Raw genomic sequence first — 24,691 nt, 5'->3', positions numbered from 1 at the left:
ACTATAGTATAAACAAGATTGTACCCTTTTTCAAGGGCATCCCTTTGGCAAGTCTTTAGGAAGAGCTTCCTGTTTTTTCTATACATTTGCTCCTGCAGCCACAAACTGTTTCATGGTGCGGTACGCCTGCTCGAAGCGAAAACGCATGGTATCCGTTACGCCGTACATGCTCCGGATTTCCTCATCGCTGCGGCTTCCCGTCAAGCTTTCGGAAACGATCTGGTGCAGCGCGGCCGCCCAAATATCGACGGTTTCATCATTTTCGTCCACGATGGAATAATAATCTTCGGTTCCATAAATAGCCATAATAAACTGCGTCCACAGCTCTTGCGCAAAATAATAAAGCGCCGGTTCCTGAACTTCTGTCTGGCCGCCTACCCTTTCCGTAATCAAACCGATCTGGGGCGGAAACTCATCCGGGCCCAGCGGGACCGTTTCCACTTCGATTCTAGCACGTTCCTGCTCGCGGAGCAGTTCGATGCTCCCCTGCATTCCGCGTTTGCGCAGCGTCTGCAAAACTCTGAATTGGAGCAGCGGATGCAGCGGATGATTTTGCAGCCAATGCACCAGCGCTTCGTCGATTTCGGGGCCTTCAAGGTAAGAAAGCTGCTCGAGCGCCAGCATGTTTTGTTCGCTGAATGGTTCCTGCATGGCCGTGTGCATCAGCTTGTCCGCATAAAACTGATCTTCGGCAAGCTTGGCCTGCACATTCTGGCGCTTCATTTCATCCTCGCTCGGTCCTTCTTCTTCAGCTTCTCCCTGGCCGTCATCCGTTTTGCCGGGAATATGCCCGGGAAATGCGGCTTCCAGCCATTCAAGAAGCGCTTGCCATTCTTCATAATGCCGCTGATCCTGACCTTGACACTGGAGCAAAAAACGCAGAAGATCCATTGCTTCCCCGTACCGTTCGTTTTCCAGCATAACTGTCAGCTGAATCTGATAGAAGTCGAGTGTCTTTGGAAAGAGAAATACGTTGTCTCTTCCGGGGAATGTGGATTCGCTAATAGGGGATTCCTCCTTTCTGTCCGGTATGATCAATTAATTGTTGATTATATCATACCCGCATGGCAGTTGAAAAAACCGGCTTGCATAAATGGGTGCCTAACTGAATATCAATTAAGAGAAAAACGTCCATCGACGTACTTTCAAGGAAGACAGACCGCGTTTAGCGGATGTTTTTCTAGGGATTATAGAATACTATAAGCTCTGCTGAAACTTATATATTATATAATCTAAAACTTACATTCATCTATTTCCAAAAACGATTTTATTAATTATATTAATTTCTTATTGCCAATTATCCACCCATATGATATTATATTTCTTGCGTGAAATTTTGTCCCAGTAGCTCAGCTGGATAGAGCAACGGCCTTCTAAGCCGTCGGTCGGGGGTTCGAATCCCTCCTGGGACGTAAAGCAAGCCACTCATTGGAGTGGCTTTTTTTCATTAGAGGGATTCGAACCCGGGTTCGTCGGAGCATAGGCATCGTTAGGGTAACATCGCAGTCAGCCCGTAGGGGTGTACCCCGGACCTGGGTCGTAGTCAAGCCACTCATTGGAGTGGCTTTTTTTCATTAGAGGGATTCGAACCCGGGTTCGTCGGAGCATAGGCATCGTTAGGGTAACATCGCAGTCAGCCTGAAGGGGTGTACCCAGACCTGGGACGTGATAGCCACTCATTGGAGTGGCTTTTTTTCATTTATAAGGATCATTATGAGGGATTCGGTGCAGAGTTCTCGGAGCCTGTACTACTTAACTCCTGTCAACAACTTATGACTAAAATCCACGAGCGACCTTACTCAAAGCATGAGAAAAACGGGTATATATCCCATTTTTTATTTTACAACGTAACAATGTTATGTTACATTTTTAATGCGGATAAATGAAATGGCCATGGCGGCTCGATTTTGCCGATTTAAGAGGCGTTTTACCTTCCATAAGCTGAACTTTATTTTAAACCCGAACATAACTGAACAAAAATGGACTGCTATAGATACCGATATGCGATCCGGCTGAATAATTATCAGCTTTTATAGCCGACCAGGGTGCAGATTCATATTTTTAGAACATAACAATGTTCCGTAATTTTATTAACTGTCCGCCATTTTGCAATTTTGATTTTGTTTATAAATAAGAATTTTGCAAAAATCCAAGGAGCGACTTTCATCAGCAATATATAGAGCGAAACGGTTTAGTTTGACTATATATTGTACCCGGAAGCGGTTGGAAATCGAATTTTGCAAAATCCTGAAATAAAAATGAAAGGGAGAGATTCATGACTGCCAACAAACAGGCAAAAGCTTCATCGCTGCTGAGCAACCGCTTCGTGCAAGTCATTTTGATGTCCACATTGTTTCTGCAAATCGGAATTTGGGTACGAAATATCGCTATTTTGCTTTTTGTTAAAAAAATGACGAACGGTGATGCATTTGCCGTTTCGTTGATCTCCGTCGCAGAGTACGCCCCGATCTTCGTGTTTTCGTTTATCGGGGGAACGTTTGCAGACCGCTGGCGCCCCAAAAGAACGATGGTGACCTGTGATTTGTTAAGCGCGCTTTCCGTTCTTGTGGTTCTTGCCGCCATGATGTTCGGTTCGTGGAAGGTCGTATTTTTCGCAACGTTTGTGTCGGCCATATTGTCCCAATTCTCGCAACCCGCCGGGTTGAAGCTGTTTAAACAACATGTGCCTGGGCATTTAATGCAAAAGGGCATGTCGGCATATCAAACCTTGTTCGCGGTATTTATGATCTTCGGTCCGGTCGTCGGCATGTTCGTATATCAACGTTATGGAATCGAAACGGCCATTGGCATCATGGCCATCGCCTTTCTTTTGTCCGCTTTATCGCTCACCTTCCTTCCTCGGGATCGGCAGGATGAAAAGGATCAGGAACCATCGCAAGTGCTGGAGGACATTAAGGAGGGATTCCGGTATATTCGCTCCAGTGTGATACTTCGTAAACTCGGAGCCGGCTTTTTTGCCGTAGGACTGGGTTTTGGCCTGATTCAGCCGCTGGGCATCTTCCTTATTACGGAACGGCTCGGGAAGCCTGAAGATTATTTGCAATGGTTCTCGCTCGCTAATGGCGTAGCGATGATTTTCGGCGGTGTGCTGGCGATGAGCTTTTCCAGCAAGCTGCAGCCGCAGAGACTTCTGACGTTTAGCATGGCTGTTGTTAGCTTGACGATCATTGCCATGGGACTGTCAACGAACTATTGGATGACGCTTGGTTTTCAATTTATTAGCGGCCTTGCATTTCCTTCCATTAATATCGGAATCAATACGCTGATGATGCAAAATACGGAAGAATCGTTTATCGGCCGGGTCAACGGGATTTTGAGTCCGCTTTTCACAGGTTCCATGGTTGTTACAATGATGTTTTCAGGCGTTATCAAAAATGCATTCTCGCTAGTTTCCGTGTTTGTGATTTCTGGTCTATTTATCCTTCTGGGCGTGGTGGCTCTCTTCCCGCTGCTTAAGCTGAAGGGCGGCATTCCCACTGTCAGTTCGTCTTCCGAGCAGGCCTAACAATTGCTGTAGTCCGTTTCTACTCTTCATTGACAATTATTTTTTTACATTCTAGGCAAGTAGAGCAGCTCTTATGACCCTTCCGAGAAACGGGTGCCTGCACATTTGCAGGTTTTCCTTATGAAGCACACAAAATCTCAAAGAAAGATGCTGATTTGCAGGCTCCTCCAGAAAGGTCCGCCTTCGCTTGAGGAACTGTACTTCTAATCCATTTCATAATGCCAACCGCTGGTTGATCCAATTAGGTTCAAGCATTCGACATACATCCTTTATGAAATGGATTGGATATAGATCGATAAGTATTAGATTATTAGATACCTAGCTTCAAGAATCCGATATAAATCCATTATGAAAATTGATTCAGGACGCAAGCTTTTTCAGACAGTTGATCATGTGATCAGGAAAATGTTGCGAAAGTGCATCCTTTTCAGGCATGTTATAGCGTGAAATGCAAAATTGTTGTGAAAGTACATCCATTGGACCATGAATCGTCTGTTTATGCCTAAAAGCTGGGGAAAAGATGCACTTTTGCAAGCTTTCTAGCCGTAATTGCCTGGAACGCTAAAATAGATGTACTTTTGTACGCCTGTTGATTATCAAAAAAATGGTAGAAAAAGACCGCTCATTTCTGTAAAGTGTTTGTACCCCTACAAACCCTACGGAAGGTGAGACGGTCTCATGAACCATCGTACAATGTTAGTCCCTATTCTTCAATCCCTTATTCCTAACGAGGAGCTTCAACCTTTGTTACAGCAAGCCAATTATGTTGATACAGCAAGGAAATTTACAGTTTACGAGCTCTTTATCTTTCTTGCTGAAGCGGCGCTTGGGCAGTGGGATGGCTATCGAGACGGAGAAAAGCGAATGGTCGCCTGTGGATTGCGTCCGGCGGATCACTCCACGATCTCCAAAAAAGCGAAAGAAGTTCCGTTCAGCGTCTTTAAGCAACTGCTTCATCTACTGATTCGCAAATGCAATCGCTCCACTCGCAGGCGTCTTCGGCTTCCAAAAGAGCCGCTGGCGGTGGATTCCACGACCATTTCTGCCGGTCACAATCGGCTGCCTTGGGCTCCATCGGTAAAAGGAGAGAAGAGTGGCATTAAGCTGCACGTGTCTTTGTTGACTGAGACCGGCGAACTCCATCGTGTTACGGAATCGACGGGAAAACAGCACGATTCGACCCTGTGCAGTGCGGTAACGGACTCTAATTTCATTCTGGTTGCGGATCGTGCATATGGAAAGCATAAGCAGTTTGATGCGTACATGGAGCAGGAGCAACGGCAGTATTTTGTCATCCGGTTGAGAAACAATACGGTACTGCATGAGCCGGTTTATCGTGAACGAAAACGCCCTTACGAACATACAATTGAGCAAGATTTGACCTGTCAGCTCGGAACAAAAGCGTCTTTGACCCGATATCGATTTCGGGTCGTAAAGCTAAAGGATCCCCAAGGCAACCCGGTTGTCCTGGCGACCAACTTACACCGTCCCTCGGCGGAGAAAATAGCAGAAATCTACCGACAACGCTGGCAAATCGAGGTGTTTTTTCGATGGATTAAACAGCATCTGAATGTGCCCAAACTTTTTGGGAAGACACCAAATGCCGTTTACGGACAATTATACACCGCATTAATCGTGTACGTGCTGCTTCAGTACGTGTATGAGCAGGGAAATAGCCAGGTTCACCCAAGTGCACGATTATCTTTTGCAGAGTTCGATCGACTGATCAGCTTAGCGGCCTTGCCTCCCGAATGGGTGGTTTATTTGGCTCACCATTTAGCATTGCCATAACCCAGATGCTGGTAAATCAACAGGCGTGTACTTTTGCAACTTTTCGGATGGAACAGCCAGTCATTTTTGTGCCGCCTCCTGCAACATAGTCGAATTGATAAGGAATGTAGGATTTTGCTAAATCCACCATTTCATAATGCCGCTGTTCGAATACCCGTAATATTATTCATTATGAAATTGATTCCTTCTGCATCTTTTCCTGCCTTCAATCGCATTATTTCAATGCAAATCGCATCATATCATGTATTTGTTTCTCGTTCCTCCGACATTTCCGATAACGTTTTCCGCCTCTTCACTCTTCACTCTTCACTCTTCACTCTTCACTCTTCACTCTTCACTCTTCACTCTTCACTCTTCACTTTTCACTCCTAACTCTTCACCCCATATCCTTTCTATGCTCTCGCTTATCACCAGTTGTTTCAGCGGCATCTCCATGTAAAACTCGTTATAGATCTCCCACAGTACGAAAGCAATACCAAGGTTTCTTCACAGAATTCATTGGATCAGAATCTTGGGGAATGGACAATCCTTCTTTTCCCCAACCGTACTGATCATGGGTGATGAACCCGCAGTTCTGCCGGAAAGGACAGGTTAGCTATATATTTTTTACGCAATTAGATAGATGTCCACTATTCATAACGCCTTCCGGCATATGATGACAGCATATACGACTGCACTAATAAGGGGGAGGACCACTTGAAGATTCGTAAAGCGATCATACCGGCAGCAGGTTACGGAACGCGGCTTCTTCCAGCTACCAAAGCAATGCCCAAGGAGATGCTTCCGATTATTGATAAACCGATCATTCAATTTATTATTGAAGAAGCTGCGGCTTCCGGAATCGAAGAGATTCTCGTCGTTACTGGAAAAGGGAAGAAAGTCATCGAGGATCATTTCGATTCGGCGCATGAACTCGAATACTTCCTGGAACAAAAAGGGAAGTTCGAGGAACTTCGCAAGGTAAGGGAATTTACCGGACTCGCAGACATTCATTACATCCGCCAATCCGAACGCAAAGGTCTTGGGCACGCCATCAGCGTTGGTAGGAAATTTATAGGAGAAGAGCCTTTTGCCGTGTTGCTCGGAGATACCTTCTTCGAGGCTGAACCTCCAGCATTAAAACAGCTTATCGAAGGATTCGAGAGGTTCCGAACTTCAATTCTGGGAGTTCAAACGGTGGCCGAAGACAAAGTATCAACCTATGGCATCGTCGATTCCAAACCGTTAATTGAGTCGTTTGAATATGTGGAACGTTTAGTCGAAAAACCCCCCGTGGGTACAACACCTTCGCGTCTGGCCATGGTCGGCCGTTATATTTTGACTCCATCGATCTTTGATATTCTGGAGCATCAACCGCCTGGCGTCGGGGGTGAAATTCAACTTACGGACGCTTTGAACCGGCTTGTGGTCAAGGAAGCGATGTACACCTGCGAAATCAGCGGGCGCTGGCATGATGTAGGCGATCCCCTTGGCTATCTTAAAGCGATTCTGGCGATGACGGAACAACGCGGAAAACTGAAGCACAACCTTCAAGAGGAAGTCACCAAGCTTCTGAAAAAAGACACGGATATCCCGAATTCCGAACCATAACCGTTCGTGAACCTAAGTAATTTCTAGAAAGTTACATGCGTTAACGGAATTAGCTCTTGCGAGATACACCATTCATAATGATAAGGAGAGTGATTGACCGAATGATCGAATTGGCTTTGGCTTTTAACGATCGGGATGGAAGTTACGCGGAGCACGCCGCTGCTGTTCTCACGTCGGTTTTTCGCAACACGGGTTCCCAGATCAATGTTCATATCCTTCATGATGAAACTTTAACCGAAGAGAACAAGCTCAGGCTGGTACAGCTTTCTTCGTCTTTTAATCACACTATCAACTTTTATCCGGTTACCCTGCCCCCTGAAATTTCTGAAGCGTTGGCAGGTACCATTTCGATGAATAGATGGACATCGGGAAGCATGTACCGGCTGCTGATTCCTTCCCTGATACCTACTGATAAAGTCATTTATTTGGACTGCGACGTTATCGTGAATATGGACATTTCGGAGCTGTGGGCGACGGATCTGGGCGGTTGTTATTTGGGGGCAATCCATGATCAAGGCATCATGGGCGTAGCCCATATCGTCGCGGCTTTCGGTCTGAATCCGGAGAGTTACTTTAATTCAGGTGTTATCTTATTCGGGTTGAATAATATCCGCCAAAAATTGAACTGGTATGAGGAAATGGTGAACTTCTTGCGCAGCCACCCCGATACCACCATGCCGGATCAGGACGTATTGAATCATGTGTTTGGCCGGAACTTCCTTCCATTGGATCAGCGTTTTAACTCCTTCCACATCAATGGTTTAGAACCGGACTTTCATCAAAAAATCGTGCACTTTGCAGGCGATATCAAATGCTGGGATCCGCTTTCTCCCGGATTCGGCTTGTATCAGGATCACCTTAACCTGACTCCCTGGAGAATCCCTTCTGAGCAGCTGGCGCAATTGGTGCAGACAGTGGAACCAATGAGGCATGTAGAACATGCAGGGCATATAGACCATGCGGGGGCAGAGCATCCGGGGCCAGCGCAGTCATTTGATCCCTTAGATCCAGCTCAGCCAATGCCGGCTTTGCGGCCAGCTCAAAAAACGCGGTCCGTTCGGTCTGTTAGACGCAGAATCTCCAGAAGAAAGGTCCGTGCCCGAGGCCGATATCTTCTCCTAAAGCGAAAAAACCGGAAAATCTCACTAAGTAAATCCGGGGGCATTGGCATTAGACAAAGCAGACGACTTAAAGTGAAGCAGCGGAGAAAGGAGAACCCGGCTTCCTTGAACAAGACGACATCCGGAACACGCATGAAGTCAAAAAAAACGGTTGTGCTTCAGTCGACCAAAAAGCATATCCCATTAAAATCAGGCAGCCGTCTAAATCGGAGGTCGAATATTCCGCTCCCATTATTGAACATAAGAAAAACGTCTATCGACGTACTTTCTAAGAAGACAGACCGCATTTAGCGGAAGTTTTTCTTGCGATTATAGAATTGTTCAGCTTCGCTGAAAATTTATAAATTCTATAATCTTAAAATAGCCATATGGCCAAAAACCTCCGTCAGTTGACGGAGGTTTTAACATGTTCCTCTCCAATATAACGGTCGCTTCCAGCTCCCCATCCCGCCATCATATAGATGATAGCTACTAAAAACAGGAGTCCAATCGCCGCAATCCAGCCGCCCGTTAAATCATGGACAAAACCGATAAGGAACGGTCCGATAGCTGCCAGCAAATATCCGATGGATTGGGCCATGCCGGATAATTCAGCAGCCTGATGCGTATGGCGCGTGCGAAGCGTAAAGAACATGGTCACAACTCCAAAAGCAGAACCTGTTCCAATGCCGATCAGAATCATGGTAACGGAAACCAGGGCATTGGATCCGGCCAGCAAAAAGACAAAACCAAGGATAAAACACAAAAACGTGGCGACAACAAGTCCGCGCTGATTTTTAAACCGGGCTGCAAGAATCGGAACGATAAATGTAGCCGGCACGCTGAACAGCTGCATCAGTGAAAGCATCAGCCCTGCCGTGGAAGCGTTCATTCCCCGTTCGGTCAACATTTCGGGAAGCCAGGCGACAATGGAATAAAACACAAAAGATTGCAGTCCCATCACAATGGTCACCTGCCAAGCCAGCCCGGAGCCCCATACACTGCCATGGGACGAGATCCGGGCATTTCTTTCTTGGTGGCGGTAGCGCAGTTGCGGCAGCCAGACGATGAGCGCGGCAAGGGATAAAATGCCCCACATCAATAGCGAACCGCGCCATCCGGAACTAAGCTGTCTGGATACCGGAATGCTGATACCGGAAGCAACCGCCGCAAACACGTTCATCGATACGGAATAAATTCCCGTCATCACGCCAACCCGGAGCGGGAAATCCCGTTTAATCAGACTGGGCAGCAGTACGTTGCCAACGGCAATACCAATACCAAGAAGAATCGTACCGGCAAACAAAGCTGCCAGGGATGGCACAAACCGCAATATGATTCCTGTGGTTACGATAATTATTCCTGCAAAAAGAGTTCTCTCCATCCCCCACTTCCGGGCCATTTTGGGAGCCAGAGGCGAAATCAAAGCAAATGCGAGCAATGGAAATGTCGTCAGCAGCCCGGCCAGGGTGTGGGACATTCCGGTGTCATTGCGGATCGTTTCAACAAGCGGCCCGACCGCTGTAATAGGGGAACGCAGCGTGGTTGCAATCATAATAATGCCAAGCAGCAATATGACTGCCTTTAATCCGGTAGATACAGGCGTTTGGTCTGTCTCGTTTTTTACTTGTGTTACGCTATTCATGATGTAATTCATTTCCTCCTTCTCTATCCTCAAGCAGCATTTCATGCGTAGCATCGATATAGGTCCGAACGACCCCCATGGATTCGACCCCATCCTGGGCAATGATCGCCGCAACCAGCCGGCCGTTCAGCACCGAATGCTTCCTTATCAAATCCAAGCTGCCGCTTCCATAAGTCAACACTTGTTCTACGGCTTCGCTTATGGAGTCGTACAAATCGCTTAGAATAGAATTATGTGCGGCTGCAATAACCTCTTTGTGAAATATATAATCCGAACGGATGTAGCAGGCGATATTCCCCTCTTCTTCCGCCTTGCGGCAGTCCTCATACGCCGCTTTAATCTGTGCGATATCATCCGGCGTTCGCCGCAACGCAGCTAGACGGGCTCCCTCCTGTTCCAAAGCCGCCCGGACCTCCAGCGTTTCGCTCAACTTAGAGCGCTCCAGCCTTCGCGCCAGCACCGGCGTCAGGCTGCTTGCAGAACACACATACGTTCCGTCACCTTGCCTTGTCCGCAGCATGCCTGCATGGATAAGAGCGTGAATGGCTTCCCTGACCGTGTTCCTGCTAACGCCAAGCTCTTTTACAAGCTCGGGCTCCGCAGGGATTCGCTCTCCAACGGGCCAAACGCCCTCTTCGATCAAACGCTCCAATTGAGATACGATCTGCTCAACCAGCGTTCGTTTTTTCGGGGGCTGTAATGTCATTTTTATACCTCCAAACATCCGATGTTTGGTTCATTCTAACATATTTTTAAAAATTAATGTATATTTTTCTGAAAATAATATGTATAAACTTTCTGGCTTTGCGTGTAATAAGAAAAACGTCTATCGACGTACTCTCATAGAAGACAGACCGCATTTGACGGTAATTTTTCTTGCGATATAAGGATGCGAGATCTCCGAAGTGACAAAATTTTCATCTATCAGTGGTGCCGCGAAGCGGCATGGAAGTCTTATATCTAAAAAAAACTGCCCCTTAGGGCAGTTCATAAATCCATATAGAATTACAGAAGAAATTATACTGATTCATATTTATTATGCATGAAATTCCTGATGGCGCTCGGAAGCCATTTTATGGCGGTATTTCGTCAGAAGCTTGAAGAATATAAAGTAATAAATCTCAACAAGTGCAATCGCGCCAACCACGTCCATGATCACATGCTGCTTGACAAACAACGTCGATGCAATGATCAAAAGCGACATTCCGCTGATCAAAATGATGTTTACCCAATTCCGCGCCGGACTCTTCCAAATCAACCTCATCACCATATAACTCGAGAAACAGTGGATACTCGGAAAACAGTTAAACGGCTTGTCACGGTTATAAATATACTGCATCAACTTTGAAAACGGATCATTTCCGACCACTTCCGGCCGCGGCACAGTCGTCTGAAATACCAGATAAATGATATAACATGTCAGTGCGCACACGGTATACAGCAGCAGAGACTGGTAATACGAACTCCGATCATGGAAGAAAAAATAAACAATACATACATAAATGAAGAAAATCCAAACCCCATACGGAAGCGCAAAATATTTAATGAAAGGCGTCGCCTCATCCAGGGGCGTGACTAAGGAATATACCCGGCTTCTGGGTTTATTCACCAATTGATAAAGGCTGCCAAGTACAGGAAAAACAAGCATCAGCAAAAGGGGGGTCCAGCGCATCATCCGCTCAGGAATCTTATTTTTTAGCCATGACATAAACGATCAGTACCTTTCCGGATTCAACTAACAAAACCTTGTGAACCATTGTACCCCGTGGTTCAACATCATTCAACACCCGTATGGTGTAGATTCGGTGAATTTTTCAATCATCAACCAGCGAAAACCGGAACATATCCTGAAGCACAACCGCAGCTCCGCCAATCAGATTGGCATCCGGATCAAGCGATGTCTGTTCGATTCGAATGTCATCTTTTAATACTCGCAGCCCGCGTTTGTCGACATGATTCCGCACCCGCTCAAGCAGCGCCGGATTATCAAGCGCCAGACAGCCGCCAAGAATAATCGTTCCGGGATTAAACAGATTCACCAAGTTAACGATACCTGTGCTTAAATGCTCGGCAATGTCTTCATTTATCTCGTTTGCGAGTGCATCGCCAAGGTGAACCGCTTTTTTATAAACAGACGGTTGAATCGCCGCGAAGTCCTTCCCGCACAGCTCATTGAATACCGTTGGTCTTCCCAAAGCTATCCCTGCCACTATTCTCGAAAAAACCGCAGGCCAACTAATGGCGTTTTCAAGACATCCCACATTCCCGCAGCCGCATCTTAAGCCGCTTCCGGTTACGCTGAAATGGCCAAATTCGCCTGCGCCCCCGCGGGTGCCGCGCAAAATATGGTCATTGACAAGAATACCCGCGCCTACTCCGTCTCCGACGACAATATAAATCAAATCCGGACATTCGCGGCACCTACCGAACCTCCGCTCGGCCAGCACAACGGCGTTTGCATCGTTTTCAACCCATGCCCGCAGCCCGTAGCGGTCTTCGATCATTTTTTTTAACGGCACATGGTCAAGGCCAAGCCTTGAATTATAATATACGGTCCCTTCCTTTTCGTTTACTACGCCTGGAACAGTAACCGAAATGCCTGCGCAGTGGTCAAGGCGCTCGCAGGTCTGCATGAATCCATCCAGTTCTTCCATCATAAATCGGATGGCTTCATTCCCTTTCCGGCCTTCAAGCGGGCTGCTAACCTTGCGTTTTACTTCGGCCTCCAGATTCAGTTCCGCGATTAGAATCGCTTCATTTGTGATATCAACGGCGACGATCAAATGGTTCTCAGGCGCAAACCGCAGCAAAATCGGCTTTCGTCCGCCGCTGGAATCACCTGTGCCAAGCTCGGAAACATAACCTTCCTTTATCAAATCCTGAACGGCCGCAGCGACGGTTGATGGGCTCATATGACATTCTTTGGCGATATCGATTCTGGAAATCGGGCCTTTGCTGCGGATCTGATCTAATATTAACGAACGGTTAAGCTCTTGAACCAGCTTCAAATCGCCTTTCCTCATCCGTTTCAACAACATTCTCCTTTCTTCACCAAAACACGTCTATAAATCCCATCTTATTCCATGTACTGCGTAAAATATAGGCTGACTCACATACTCCGCAACACTTATTCCACCGAGAAAAATATGTACAGGTGAAAATACACTTCTCTTCTTGATTTCAAGAAAACAGAATTAAATTAAAAAATTAATTGTAAACGCTTACTTGAAAAAGATGCATGACACCGTTATAATCTTACGCAACAGAAGCCATAGTCTTCCTAAGATGTTAATGCGAAGAAGCTCATTTACTTGAATCCACTTTTTTTGATAACTGGAAAAACTATGGCCCGATAAGTCAGGAAAGGGGGTAATTTTGCATACAAGATCGCGGTTCAAACTAAATCCGTTCTATATCCAAAATGAGGAGGCGGTATCGATGAGAAAAAGCTTTTGTGGACTCTTAACGATCATATTCCTGTTTGCGGCGGTTTTGGCCGGTTGCGGCGGTTCCACGGGTGAGTCGAGCGGCAAAAAGGTGTTAAATGTCGCTTTATGGGATGAAAACGTGAAAGAACCTCTCACCAAAACCATTCAGCTGTACAATCAAAACCATCCGGATGTCGAAGTCAAAGTGACTTACACGCCTTGGGCCGACTATTGGACGAAGCTCAAGACAAGCCTTGCCGGCAACAGCGGCCCGGATGTTTTTTGGATGAACGGTCCGAACTTCTATGCATATGCCTCCAACGGTTGGATCAAGGATCTTCAACCCCTCGTTGACGAAAGCAAGCTCGATGCTTCCGTATACACGGACGCGCTTATCAACCTTTACTCTTACAAGGATCATCTTTACGGCCTTCCCTATTTCCTCGACGCCGTAGGACTTTACTATAATAAAGAATTATTCGACAAAGCCGGCATCCCCTACCCGGACGATAGCTGGACATGGAACTCCATTGAAGAAAATGCTGCCAAATTGACGAATAAAGAGAATGGCGTCTACGGCTACGCCGCATTGATTGACAGCCAGTCGGGTTATTATGATCTCATTCATCAGGCTGGAGGCTACATCATTTCAGAGGATAAAAAAAGCTCCGGTTTCGATTCCCCTGAAACTTTATCCGCCTTCAAATGGGAGCAAAGCCTGATGGAAAAAGGAATCTCCCCGAGCGCCCAACAGCAGCTGGAGACCAAACCGCTGCAGCTTTTCGGATCCGGCAAAGTCGCCATGTTCCCGGCCATCTCCGTCAGCGCTCCCGAGCTGTATAAACTTCTCGGCGACAAACTTGGCGTAGCCCCGCTGCCGGCCGGAAAACAAAAAGCAACGATCGTTCACGGCCTCAGCTGGGCCATGAACGGAAAAACCAAACATGAAAAGGAAGCATGGGAACTGATTCAAGTGCTGTCAGGCAAAGAAGGCGAGCAGCTGCTTGCCGATTCCGGGTTCAGCATTCCCGCCTATAAGGGAACGGAAAAGGGTTGGCTCAAATCCATTCCGTCTTTAAACCTGCAGGTATTTGTGGACAGCTTGAAGTTTGCGGTCCCTTATCCGGTATCCGAAAAAACAGCGGAATGGCAGGATATCGAATCGAAGGAAATACAGGATGCCTTCCTTGGCAAAAAAACGTTTGATGACGCTTTAAAAACGATTGCCGAGAAGATGAACGGGATCCTCGCCACCGAAGGCAAACATTAATCCCTTGGATGACCCGGTTATCCTTTCAGGGCAAAAGAGTTAACCAAACAGAAATGAAAGGAAGGTGCTGTCCGTGAACGCATCCACGGCTTCCGCCAAACAACAGCCCCAAGCGCCGATAAAGCAAAGGCGCAATCCTTCCAAGCTTTCGATCCGTGAAGCGGCCTGGGGATATCTTTTCATTCTCCCGGTTGTGCTCGGGCTTGCCATATTTTATATGGTCCCCTCCGCCGCTTCCTTGTTCCTGTCCTTTACGGCTTGGGACGGCATGTCCTCCCCCGTCTTTAACGGAATCGACAACTTTGCGCAGCTTGCAGCGGACGGGAAGTTCACCCGCTCGCTGTTGAACACGCTGCTCTACACTATAGCTACAGTACCGCTTTCCATTGCTTTTGCCGTCATATTAGCCGTGCTGTTGAACCAGAAGATCAAAGGCATGGTTCTCTACAGAACCCTTTATTTTATTCCGGTGATCACGATGCCCATTGCCGTCGGAATGGTCTGGAAGTGGCTGTACAACTCGGAGTTCGGGCTAATTAATTTCGTGCTTGGAACTCTCCATCTGCCGCAGCCGAACTGGCTCTTCGATGAGAAATTCGCTCTGTTCTCGATCGTAATCGTCAGCGTGTGGACCAGCATCGGATATAACGCCGTCATTCTTCTCTCCGGCCTGCAGGGCATTTCCGCCAGCTACTATGAAGCAGCCTCATTGGACGGCGCCGGTACGCTGTACCGTTTTTTTCGGATTACGCTGCCGTTGCTTACGCCCAGCCTGTTTTTTGTGCTTGTTATGTCTTTCATCAACTCTTTTCAGGTATTCGATCTTGTCTTTATCATGATGGGCCAGCAGTCCTCCCTGCTCGATTCGACGCGGACCGTCGTCTACAACATTTGGGAGGATGGCTTCAAGTATTTTAATATGGGTTACGCTTCCGCCCAAGCTTTCATTCTGTTTATCATCATCCTCGTCATCACGGCCTTTCAGATGTACTTCCAGAAGCGCTGGGTCCATTATCAATAAAGGAAGGAGGCGCGCCCGATGACAAGCAGCGCCAGCAACAAAGCAAGCAGGATCGCGGTTCACATTTTGCTCATCGCAGGAGCCGTGCTCATGATCATGCCCTTTCTATGGATGCTGTCCACATCCTTTAAATCTTTTGCCGACTCCATGAAGGTGCCGCCCGCGCTTTTCCCTGCGGAATGGCATTTCGAGAACTATTCCAAGGTTTTGGAAACCATCGATTTTGCAAGATATTACGGAAATACACTGCTCATTACGGTCAGCCGAACGGCTGGTCAGCTTCTGCTCTGTTCGCTAGCCGCCTATTCCTTTGCTAGTCTGAAGTTCCCGGGCAAAAACATCATTTTTCTCGCAATGCTGGCCGTCCTCATGGTTCCGTCCCAGGTGGTCATGATTCCAAGCTTTGTCATCATGCGTGAGCTGGACTGGCTGGATACATTTTACGTGCTGATCATTCCCGGAATCTTTAGCGCCTTCGGTACCTTCCTGCTGCGGCAGTTCTTTATGACGCTGCCCAAAGATCTGGAGGAGGCGGCCAAAATAGACGGCTGCAGCTACTTCCGGATTTATTGGAACATTTATCTGCCTCTGTCCAAATCGGCGCTCGTTTCCCTGGCCATTTTTACTATCTTGGCCTCATGGAATGAACTGCTGTGGCCGCTCATCATGACCAGTTCTGAGGATATGCGGGTGCTATCCATCGGCATTTCGACGTTTCAAGGCCAGCATTCCACCGACTATCCGCTGCTGATGGCCGGTGCGGTCATGGCGACGCTGCCGATCATCATTTTGTTTATATTCCTGCAGCGTTATTTTATTGAAGGCATTGCGATGAATGGAATCAAGGCGTAGCTTATTCCGATTACTTTGCAGGGACCCCGGAAAATGTAAGAAAAACGTCTATCGACGTACTTTCTAGGAAGACAGACCGCATTTAGCGGATGTTTTTCTTGCGATTATAGGATTTCTTAAGCTCCGCTTAAAATTTATAAATTCTATAATCTTCAAAAAAGGAGCCTCCTCCGGTCGAATCAGACCGGATAGGATGGCTCCTTCGTTTTGGCAGCTAACGCTTCAACTTGCGGTTATTGATCCACAGCGGGATCCGGAACAGCAGATTAATGAGCAGAACAACCACGACCAGCACCGCCGCCGATCTGTCGGCAATCTGTGCAGCATCTTCGACGATCGCCTCCGACTGAACATACCAGAGATGAACGGCTAATGTTTCGCCAGGCGAAAACAGATTGAAATCCCACATTTCCCCTGACGTGCTGAGACCTGCGGTCAGCAAAATAACGGCCGATTCACCGAAAGCCCGACCCGCTACAAGACAGATGCCGGTAATAATCCCCTGCAGCGCCATCGGCAGGACCACCGTGCGGATACATTGAAACTTGGTCATTCCAAGCGCGTAAGAGGCGTTTTTCACGTCCGTCGGCACCGCCCGAACCGCTTCCTCCGTCACCCGGGCCAGCATCGGCAGGTTGAGGAAAGCCAAGCTGACAGCACCGCCGAGAATCGTCAAACCGATTTGGAAATATTCCGCGAAAATAGCCAAACCCAGCATGCCGAATACGATGGAAGGCACGGAAGAGAGGCTTTCCACGCAGATGCGCAATACCTCGGTAAACTTATTTTCAGGCGCATATTCCGCCATGTAAATACCCGCACCCAGACCGATCGGGATCGAAATGACAAGAGAAAGAAACAAAATGTAAAAAGAATTGAAAAGAACCGGTCCAATCCCGCCGCCCGCATCCATGTCCTCAGGAATTTTGGTCAAAAATTCGAGCGACAAACCCGGAAGCCCTTTGCTGAGAATCGAGAACAAAAGCCAAAAGATAAGAAGCAGCACCAGCGCCCCCAGCGTATAGAAGGCCCATGTTGCCAGCTTGTTATAAACAAGCGATCTTTGCATTTTACGGCTGCGCGACAAAGTAGTCATGCTTTATCACTCCCTTTGCGGCCGAGATAGCGGATGAACAGGATCAAAATAAACGAAATGGCCAAGAGCAGGAATGCCATCATATGCAGCGCATAATTCCAGGTGGAGTCAAACTCCACATTCGATATTTGCATGACGATATTGCTTGTAAGCACGGAAGCCGGCGTGAACAGCGTTTTTGCCAGTTGGGCCGTGTTCCCGATGACCATCACCACCGCCATCGTTTCCCCGATCGCCCGCGTCATACCCATGATGATAGCTGCGATAATTCCCCGGCCCGCAGCAGGAATAACGACCCGCAGCATAACCTGAAGGCGCGTCGACCCCAGCGCATATGCGGCTTCGCGGTATTTCTTCGGTACCATGGAAATCGCTTCGTCGCTGATCCGGCAAATGGTCGGCAGCACCATGAGCGCAAGCACTAACGCCGCAGCCAGCAGGCCGTCGCCTAAGTTCTCTCCGCTGAGTCTGCGCAAAAAAGGAATCAAAACGGTCAAACCAAGGTATCCGTAAACGATGGACGGCACTCCCACCAGAAGGTCCAGAATCGGACGCATCATGTTTTTTATCCATTTCGGCGCAATTTCCGCGATCAATATGGCCAGACCTACAGCTATCGGAACCGCCATGATCAAGGTCAATGCCGTTAAGGATAAAGTGTTGATGATTATCGCCGCCGCTCCGTAATGATCCTCTTCCGGCGTCCAGTTAAAGGAAAGGAAAAAGTCCGCCAAGGAGATATGTTTAAAAGTCAGCATCGCGGTTTTTCCGATGAAAAAAATGACCAGGCCCAGGACAAAACACAATGCCAGAATGCTGAGCAGGAAATAATACGCTGACAATCGGTTTGCCAATCGGGCGCGCATATAGCGGCTGAATCTATTTTTGCGTGACGGCTGCATCAATAATGAAGAATCTTCGGGAACATATTGCCGGGTGGACGTGCTCACTGGTTTTCCTCCTATAAAGCAGCCAGCCCCATATTCATTCAGGGCTGGCCGTAGTATACATCATCAAAGTACAATCAGATGAGTTTTTAATGAATTATTTCATTGCAGAAATCGGGATGAATTTCAGCTTTTTCAGGGAGCCTTGTTGGAATTTTTGGCTTTGCACATAATCGATGAAAGCTTTTGTCGCCCCTGTAGGTTGACCTTTGGTCATGTAGTATCCATACGCCCAAATTTTATATGATCCGTTGATGACATTTTCAGTCGTTGGCTCCACGCCGTTGAAGCTGACTGCTTTTACATCGCTGTTTACGTATACCAGGTCGATGTATCCAATGGCGTTTGGCGTCGTTGCTACAGCCGTTTTCATATCGCCGCTGGATCCAACTTCTTTATAGTTTTTGTCCTTTTTCACGATGTCGCCGCCTGCCAGCGCTTTAGCTTGGTAGTTAACGCGTGTTCCGGAACCGAAAGCACGGGTAATAACCACGATATCGGCATTGTCGCCGCCTACTTCTTTCCAGTTGGTGATTTTTCCGGAATAAATACCTTTAAGCTGCTCAGTCGTCAGGTTGCCTACTTTGACGTTTTTATTGACAATCGTAGCGAAAGGAATGACTGCAACTTTGTTTGCCACCTGTCCGTCAAAAGCTTTGAAGCCGGGAACGTCCACGCTGGCGTCCCAGTCGCATGCGCCGATATCGGCGATGCCTTTTTTCACGGCCTGCGGTCCGGTAACGGAACCTTTGCCTGAAGCTGCGATTTTAACCTTTGGGTTGAGTTTTTGGAATTCTTTCGCCGCTTGCAGCGTCAATGGAAGCAGGGCTGTGGATCCGTTAACCGTGATTTTGCCGGAAAGATTGGATGCGGCGGATACGGAACCAACCAAGGTAGTTACGGCTACCAAAGAAGCTGCAGCCAAAAGGGATACTTTCTTAAATATTTTCATCTGAATAATCTCCTCTCATTTTTGAACCCGTTATTATTTGGTAATTTCAATTGCTTTTCCGTTTTGAATCAAGATGATTTTGCCGTCTGCAACAATGGCCACATAGCTGCCGTCTGCCGAAATAGCCAGATCCGTAATATCGGATTTCGTGCTGTAAAGCTCGGTTTTCGCGCCTGCCACAACACTGTAAACTTTATTGCTGCCGTCGGCGGCAATTCCGGTAGCAACCACGTTTCCGTTAACCGCCGCGCTTAAGGTCACATCCACATCTGCGATCACATCGCGGATTTTCCCGTCAGCGCCAACCGCTTTGATAGCGCCTTTGGCATTGTCGTTGGAATCGGCACTCAGATAAGCGACGCTGCCATCGCTCAGGAAAGCCGGATACAGCTTATTGTCGCCGGAAGTTGTCAAAGCCGCAGGTTTGGCGTCTTTTACGCCAAGATCAAGGGTATAGATCTGCTCGCCCGCACCGGAGTAATCGATTTTAAGCGATTCTTCCGTGCTGTCCTTGTCGCTTTGCGCAACGCCGGTAACATTGACGATGTAGGCGATTTTTTTCTCGTCGGCCGAAATGCGGACTTCAGACTTGTTTTCCACTTTGTCTGCCACAAGCTCGGTGATTTTGCCTGTATCGATCGATATGTAAGAGATTTTTTCCTGTTTGTCGCCTTGCACGAAGTAAATCTTTTTGCCGTCTGCGGACCAAACCAGATCCATTTTAACCGATGTATCGGAACCGAGTTTGTAAGGCTGTCCTCCGAATAAACCGATCAAATAAAGCTGACCTGTTTCATCCGTGTAAGCAGCTGTATCTCCGCTTGGAGAAATTACCATATTCGGCACGTTATTATCCGAAGATAATAAGGATGAACTGTAATCCGCATGAAGACGAAGCAATTGCGTTTGTTCAGCGTCATCTTTGACGGCAATCACTTGGCCTTTGTCGTCTACAATGACGGAATCAAAACTTCCGGCGATTCTCTCTTTCGTCAAAATTTGCACGGATTGTCCGTCATTCAGGATTTCGCCGCCCAATGCTCCCACAGCTGCCTTCAATTCGACATACAATCGGCCATCCTGCATAACTGGAGCTGTAGTAAAGGAACGCTCCTCTCCATCTACCTTGAATGCTTTGGAACCGGGTTGGATCTGAATGCTGTGACTGTTTTTTCCTCCGCTTAGCGTGATTACGCCTTTAGAAGACGTCACTGCCGTGCCGAAGTTCTTAGCCAATTCTGCGGCGGCAATCAGCTTGTCGCTTCCCGCTTGGATCATTGACACCGCAGTGCTTTGGCCATTGATCAGAATCTGCTCTTTGGTTACGGCAAGTTTGGAAGATGCGACTTTGGTTTCAGAGCTTTTAACTGTTTCCTTTGCCGCTGCCGCATCCGCGGTCCCTGTGGACAAAGCTGCCGTAACAAGTGCGGCTGCCGCGATCATTTGGTACATTTTATTGTTTCTCAAATGGCTCACCCTTTTCTAATCACATAATGGATATAGGTCCATTTTCATATAGAATTGTTAAAACCATTCGATAGGTGTGTTATGGAAACATTAAATATTTACCGTTGTCTTTTGTAAAAATAGGTATTATCCTAGTTAGAAAAAGAGCTTATCCGAGAAAAATGGCAAATAATGGCATTAATTGTTTTATACCATTGTTATCTGAAATTATGGAGGCCGAAAATCGTGTATGTAATTGGATTTATTTTATCGCTTGTAATCGTACTAGCACTCATCCCACCTTTGCGCAAGCTGGCGATTCGGGTCGACTTCGTCGACAGACCTACCAGCCGGAAAATCCATAAAGAGCCTGTTCCCCATCTGGCGAGCATCGCCATTTTCCTGGGCTTTATGATTCCTTATCTGATCCTGAGCAATCATTGGGATCTTGAAATGGCCGGAATTATTGCCGGTTCGCTCCTGATTCTTGGAATCGGGATGGTGGATGACTGGTACAAAACCCGCGGGAAAGACTTTCCGGCTCTGCCGAAAACGATCGTTCAAGTCGGCGCTGCCGTGATTGTTTATTTCTCCGGTATCTCTTTTGTCGGCGTGACCATCCCGTTTGCCGGGCATATGGTCGTGTTTCCCGACTGGCTGCAGTTCATCCTGACTATTTTATGGATCTTCGGCGTCACCACGGTCATCAATTTCATGGATGGGCTTGACGGCTTGTCCGGCGGAGTGGCCGGCATTTCGGCGCTTACGCTGTTTGTCGTGGCGATTGCCAAGGGGCAAACCCAGTCGGCGATCATGGCCATCATTCTGGTTGGCGTTGCGCTTGGTTATTTAAAGTACAACAAACCTCCGGCCAAAATTTACATGGGCGATGCCGGAGCGACATTTATCGGATTTATGTTGGGGATTATCGCGCTGGATGGCGCGTTTAAGCAGGTAACCGTCATTTCGATTCTGGTTCCGGTCTTGGCGCTTGGCGTTCCGATCTTCGATAATATCTACGTCGTCATCAAACGTTATCTGAATGGACAACCCGTTTATAAAGCGGACCGCAGCCAAATCCATTACCGCTTGCTTTCATGGGGGCTCAGTCCGAAGCAGGCCGTATTGTTCATTTATTTGATCAGCGCCTGCCTGTCGCTGTCATCCATTATCCTGATGCTTTTAAGCACCTCCTCATAATCTTTGCGGGCGAAGCTGCCTCAAAGGTTTCTACTCGCATAGGGCTGTCCAATAAGTCCCCCAATTAAAAAGTTGGTCGGGAAAACGTCATGTTTTCCGTCCAACTTTTTTTGTTCTGTCGCTTTTGCAGGAAAGCAGTGGAGCGGAAGCCCGCCACCTTCGGTAGATTGTGGGCCAAAGCCACAAGCCCAAACTCGGCGTGGACCTTCTCTAGCACTCGCAAGGAGAACCGACGGAACAACCTGTTGCCCTAGGAGGTTTTCTTGACAGCAGCTTTTCGATGCCACGGCAAAAGTAAACCATTTGCGGGTAAACGTAAAGGATCATTTTGGGACGGTATGAACTGCGACCTCCGCCTACGCTTCCGATTCTAACGGACACCACGACCGTTAAATGGCTAAAAACAGCTATTTTAAAAATGTAACGGACACCACAGCGCTTAACTGCTCATAAACACCATCAAAAGCGAGTTTTTTCACTAAATAACTGCAGCTGTGTCCGTTAGAAATCACAATGGTCGAAATTGCCTACATTAGCGTCAACTGTGTCCGTTAGAGTGTTGTGTGACTTTTCAATGCGTCGATGCAGAACTTAGCTCTGCTCGTCACTTTTGGGTTACCCAACCGTTTCTAATTCCAAGTGAGCTGTCTGATCAGCAAACTACTAACCTACTTTGGGGACAGCCCGTTTGTTTTATTTGAAATTGTTTTTTTGATCACTTTTTTTATAAAGACAACTGTTTGATTAGGGATCAGGGGAATTTGCGAATAAAAGCAGCCATTGGCTGTTCGCCGGGTATTCGTATGCGATGAAGGGTTAAAAATCCTTGTTCTTTTACGGCGTAACCAGGTTTCGTCGTGACGGCAAACTCGAAACCGGCATCCTTAACCACCTGTATTGCATTTGGATTGAATTTGCCGGATGGATAAGCAAACGCAATGATGGGGTGTCCCAATTCCTTCTCCAACCTCTGTTTAGCCCCCCAAACCTCGTCCACAAGTTGTAAACGGTTGCTTTTTGTCAGTTCTACATGATGCCGGGTATGCCCACCGATTTCGATGAACCCGGATTGTTCCATTTCTTTTATTTGGCTCCAATTCAAGTGATGGGGCGAACCAATATAATCGCTCGTGGCGAATATCGTTGCTTTCATTTGAAGCTTTTTTAAAATGGGATAAGCAACCGTAAAATTATCCAAATATCCATCGTCAAAAGTAATCATAATCGCTTTATCCGGGATCGATCCATTTTCCTTCCAATTCATTAAATCCTTGAACGTTATGGTATTATATCCTGTGTTCTTTAAATGTTCCATTTGTTTACGAAATACCATGGGAGGCACAAAAAGTGCTCCAGGTTGACTGCGGCCAACGGAATGGTACATCAAGATAGGAATAGAATCTGGGCAGGCTCGTGAGATCATATGAGTTTTTGGGGCAGCTTGTTTTATCTCTAAATGAGTTTTTGGCACAGATTGTTTTATCTCTATCGGTGATTGGTTGGGAGGATCCGCTTTTCGTTCGCATCCGCTTATTAACATGATGAGCAGCCAAAGAAAAATGTGCATAATGTGCATAATGTGCAATTTACTCAACCTCCCGTGTAATATCTTGTACATTTGAGAGCAAAAAAAACTGGGATTTTTATCAATGTTACTGCGTACAAGTTTTTTTGCGGGACGTCGAGTTCATTGATGGGCAGGCAATATCGTACGCTTATGAAGTTATTCAAACGCAAACGACCCGAAGTGAGGACGCGCAAGCTGCGGTGTCTCTCTTCGGGTCATTTATCGATTCAAGCGGAATATGTTTCATTTTGGCCCTTTTCCAACGGACTCTCCCTTTACTAGGGTTACGTAAATACGTTCATGCTCCACTTTTTCTCCGGAAATAATTTTAATGAGCTGCTCGGATGCGAGCGCCCCCCATTTGCGTTTCGAATAATCAATCGTCGCCAGCCGCGGCTGCATGTACCGGGTCAGCTCGATATTGTCAAAACCGATCAAATGAATCTGCTCGCCGATCTTAAACTCTGTATCGGCAAGCCGGTTGCATAGTCCGATCGCCATCTCGTCATTAAGACAAAAAACGGCAACCGGATCCGTATATTCCCGCATGATTTGCTCTGCTGCTTTTTCACCGCCGCTTTTTTTGAAATCCCCTTGAATTTCAATCCATTCGACTTCGTCATGCCTGTCCGCAATCATCTTCACGGCTTTCATCCGCTGAATGGAGTCAAAAGAATCTTCAGGGCCTGTAACGATGTACACTTTTCGATGTCCCTGCTCCAGCAAATATTCCGTGGCCAAGGTTGCTCCGGCTTTATTATCGAGCAATACCTGATTGATGTTCGGATGTTCAATCTCGCGGTCCAGAACGACGATTTTATGATTGCGTTCCGCATATTTAAGCAATTCTTCGCTCGAAAACGTATGGTCCAGGATGACCGCGCCATCGATCATGCGCTCCGGAAGCATCCGGTGGGATTGTTTGCCGCTGCATACGATCAGGTCATATCCCTGGGAGTTGCAGACTTCCTTCATCCCGTCCAGCAATTCACCGTATACATCCCCTTTAAAATCCGTCAGAAACACGCCCAAAATTTTCGATTCTCTTTTCTTTAAGGTTCTTGCGGCCGCATTAGGCACATAATTCAGCTCTCTGGCGATCGCCAGTATTTTGGAACTTGTCTCATCCGTCACTTTATTGCTGCCATTAAGGGCATAAGATACCGTTGAAATGGAAACCCCGGCTTTTTTAGCGATATCCTTAATACTTACCAATTTATCCTCGCTCCTTATCTATCTCTATATATCATGCTGCTAAGG

The 24,691-nt window shown here is 47.2% G+C and carries 19 protein-coding genes and 1 tRNA gene; 9 read left to right on the top strand and 11 right to left on the bottom strand.

The genetic code is table 11. The annotated features are described in order from the left end of the window. Positions 1-78: 78 nt before the first annotated feature. On the bottom strand, positions 79-921 hold the full coding sequence (locus L6442_RS08130) for a hypothetical protein (protein WP_237100266.1): 843 nt from the start codon (positions 919-921) through the stop codon (positions 79-81). Positions 922-1,338: 417 nt separating this feature from the next. Here L6442_RS08130 and L6442_RS08125 point away from each other — a divergent pair. The 5 genes from L6442_RS08125 to L6442_RS08105 all read left to right on the top strand — a co-directional run bounded on the left by L6442_RS08125 (position 1,339) and on the right by L6442_RS08105 (position 8,319). Further along, positions 1,339-1,412: transfer RNA gene (locus tag L6442_RS08125), tRNA-Arg, on the top strand. Between the two features lie 863 nt (positions 1,413-2,275). After that, positions 2,276-3,526, top strand: coding sequence for an MFS transporter (locus tag L6442_RS08120; protein ID WP_212981586.1), 1,251 nt, complete (start codon positions 2,276-2,278; stop codon positions 3,524-3,526). 678 nt (positions 3,527-4,204) lie between these two features. After that, positions 4,205-5,317, top strand: coding sequence for an IS4 family transposase (locus tag L6442_RS08115; protein ID WP_212981630.1), 1,113 nt, complete (start codon positions 4,205-4,207; stop codon positions 5,315-5,317). Between the two features lie 696 nt (positions 5,318-6,013). Beyond that, positions 6,014-6,907, top strand: coding sequence for a UTP--glucose-1-phosphate uridylyltransferase GalU (galU, locus tag L6442_RS08110; RefSeq protein ID WP_212977675.1), 894 nt, complete (start codon positions 6,014-6,016; stop codon positions 6,905-6,907). A 101-nt stretch (positions 6,908-7,008) separates the two neighbouring features. Next, complete coding sequence (locus L6442_RS08105) at positions 7,009-8,319, top strand: glycosyltransferase family 8 protein (protein ID WP_212977674.1); 1,311 nt, start codon at positions 7,009-7,011, stop codon at positions 8,317-8,319. 94 nt (positions 8,320-8,413) lie between these two features. On the opposite strand, the gene L6442_RS08100 is transcribed toward L6442_RS08105, so the two are convergent. The 4 genes from L6442_RS08100 to L6442_RS08085 form a co-directional block, all read right to left on the bottom strand. Next, a complete protein-coding gene (locus L6442_RS08100; RefSeq protein ID WP_212977673.1) occupies positions 8,414-9,652 on the bottom strand; it encodes a CynX/NimT family MFS transporter in 1,239 nt (412 codons plus the stop codon). Continuing rightward, a complete protein-coding gene (locus L6442_RS08095) occupies positions 9,645-10,358 on the bottom strand; it encodes a FadR/GntR family transcriptional regulator (protein ID WP_212977672.1) in 714 nt (237 codons plus the stop codon). The genes L6442_RS08100 and L6442_RS08095 overlap by 8 nt, the downstream gene beginning before the upstream one ends. A 330-nt stretch (positions 10,359-10,688) precedes the next feature. Beyond that, positions 10,689-11,360 carry a phosphatase PAP2 family protein gene (locus tag L6442_RS08090; RefSeq protein ID WP_212977671.1) on the bottom strand — a complete coding sequence of 224 codons (672 nt, stop codon included), beginning with the start codon at positions 11,358-11,360 and terminating at the stop codon, positions 10,689-10,691. A gap of 106 nt (positions 11,361-11,466) precedes the next feature. Beyond that, a complete protein-coding gene (locus L6442_RS08085) occupies positions 11,467-12,675 on the bottom strand; it encodes an ROK family transcriptional regulator (protein ID WP_237100372.1) in 1,209 nt (402 codons plus the stop codon). Between the two features lie 415 nt (positions 12,676-13,090). On the opposite strand from L6442_RS08085, the gene L6442_RS08080 reads away from it, so the two are divergent. From L6442_RS08080 to L6442_RS08070, 3 genes are all read left to right on the top strand, one after another. Beyond that, entirely contained in the window at positions 13,091-14,350 is a 1,260-nt protein-coding gene (locus L6442_RS08080; RefSeq protein WP_212977669.1) for an ABC transporter substrate-binding protein, read from the top strand. Positions 14,351-14,468: 118 nt separating this feature from the next. After that, the gene (locus L6442_RS08075) at positions 14,469-15,371 is read left to right on the top strand and encodes a carbohydrate ABC transporter permease (protein ID WP_194235308.1); all 903 of its coding nucleotides are present in this window, start codon (positions 14,469-14,471) and stop codon (positions 15,369-15,371) included. A gap of 18 nt (positions 15,372-15,389) precedes the next feature. Next, positions 15,390-16,223, top strand: a complete 834-nt coding sequence (locus tag L6442_RS08070; RefSeq protein WP_212977668.1) for a carbohydrate ABC transporter permease — start codon at positions 15,390-15,392, stop codon at positions 16,221-16,223. Positions 16,224-16,437: 214 nt separating this feature from the next. Here the strand turns inward: L6442_RS08070 and pstA are convergent, their stop codons facing one another. From pstA to L6442_RS08050, 4 genes are all read right to left on the bottom strand, one after another. After that, positions 16,438-17,319, bottom strand: coding sequence for a phosphate ABC transporter permease PstA (gene pstA / locus L6442_RS08065; RefSeq protein ID WP_212977667.1), 882 nt, complete (start codon positions 17,317-17,319; stop codon positions 16,438-16,440). Continuing rightward, positions 17,316-18,221: a phosphate ABC transporter permease subunit PstC gene (pstC, locus tag L6442_RS08060; RefSeq protein WP_212977698.1), complete on the bottom strand. Its 906-nt coding sequence runs from the start codon at positions 18,219-18,221 to the stop codon at positions 17,316-17,318. Before pstC ends, pstA begins: the two co-directional genes overlap by 4 nt. Before the next feature lie 142 nt (positions 18,222-18,363). Beyond that, positions 18,364-19,218 carry a phosphate ABC transporter substrate-binding protein gene (locus tag L6442_RS08055; protein WP_212977666.1) on the bottom strand — a complete coding sequence of 285 codons (855 nt, stop codon included), beginning with the start codon at positions 19,216-19,218 and terminating at the stop codon, positions 18,364-18,366. A 33-nt stretch (positions 19,219-19,251) separates the two neighbouring features. Continuing rightward, positions 19,252-20,685 carry a stalk domain-containing protein gene (locus L6442_RS08050; protein ID WP_212977665.1) on the bottom strand — a complete coding sequence of 478 codons (1,434 nt, stop codon included), beginning with the start codon at positions 20,683-20,685 and terminating at the stop codon, positions 19,252-19,254. 171 nt (positions 20,686-20,856) lie between these two features. Between L6442_RS08050 and L6442_RS08045 the strand changes: the two genes are divergently transcribed. Next, positions 20,857-21,864: an MraY family glycosyltransferase gene (locus L6442_RS08045; protein ID WP_212977664.1), complete on the top strand. Its 1,008-nt coding sequence runs from the start codon at positions 20,857-20,859 to the stop codon at positions 21,862-21,864. A 751-nt stretch (positions 21,865-22,615) separates the two neighbouring features. On the opposite strand, the gene L6442_RS08040 is transcribed toward L6442_RS08045, so the two are convergent. Both L6442_RS08040 and L6442_RS08035 read right to left on the bottom strand, forming a co-directional pair. After that, on the bottom strand, positions 22,616-23,440 hold the full coding sequence (locus tag L6442_RS08040; protein WP_237100371.1) for a polysaccharide deacetylase family protein: 825 nt from the start codon (positions 23,438-23,440) through the stop codon (positions 22,616-22,618). A 234-nt stretch (positions 23,441-23,674) separates the two neighbouring features. Continuing rightward, entirely contained in the window at positions 23,675-24,646 is a 972-nt protein-coding gene (locus tag L6442_RS08035) for a LacI family DNA-binding transcriptional regulator (RefSeq protein WP_194235299.1), read from the bottom strand. Between the last annotated feature and the right edge of the window lie 45 nt (positions 24,647-24,691).

It is taken from the genome of Paenibacillus azoreducens, assembly GCF_021654775.1.
Taxonomy (GTDB): Bacteria; Bacillota; Bacilli; order Paenibacillales; family Paenibacillaceae; genus Paenibacillus_AQ; species Paenibacillus_AQ azoreducens.
The sequence above is the reverse complement of the archived record's forward strand: the minus strand, read 5'-3'. Positions and strand labels throughout refer to the sequence as shown.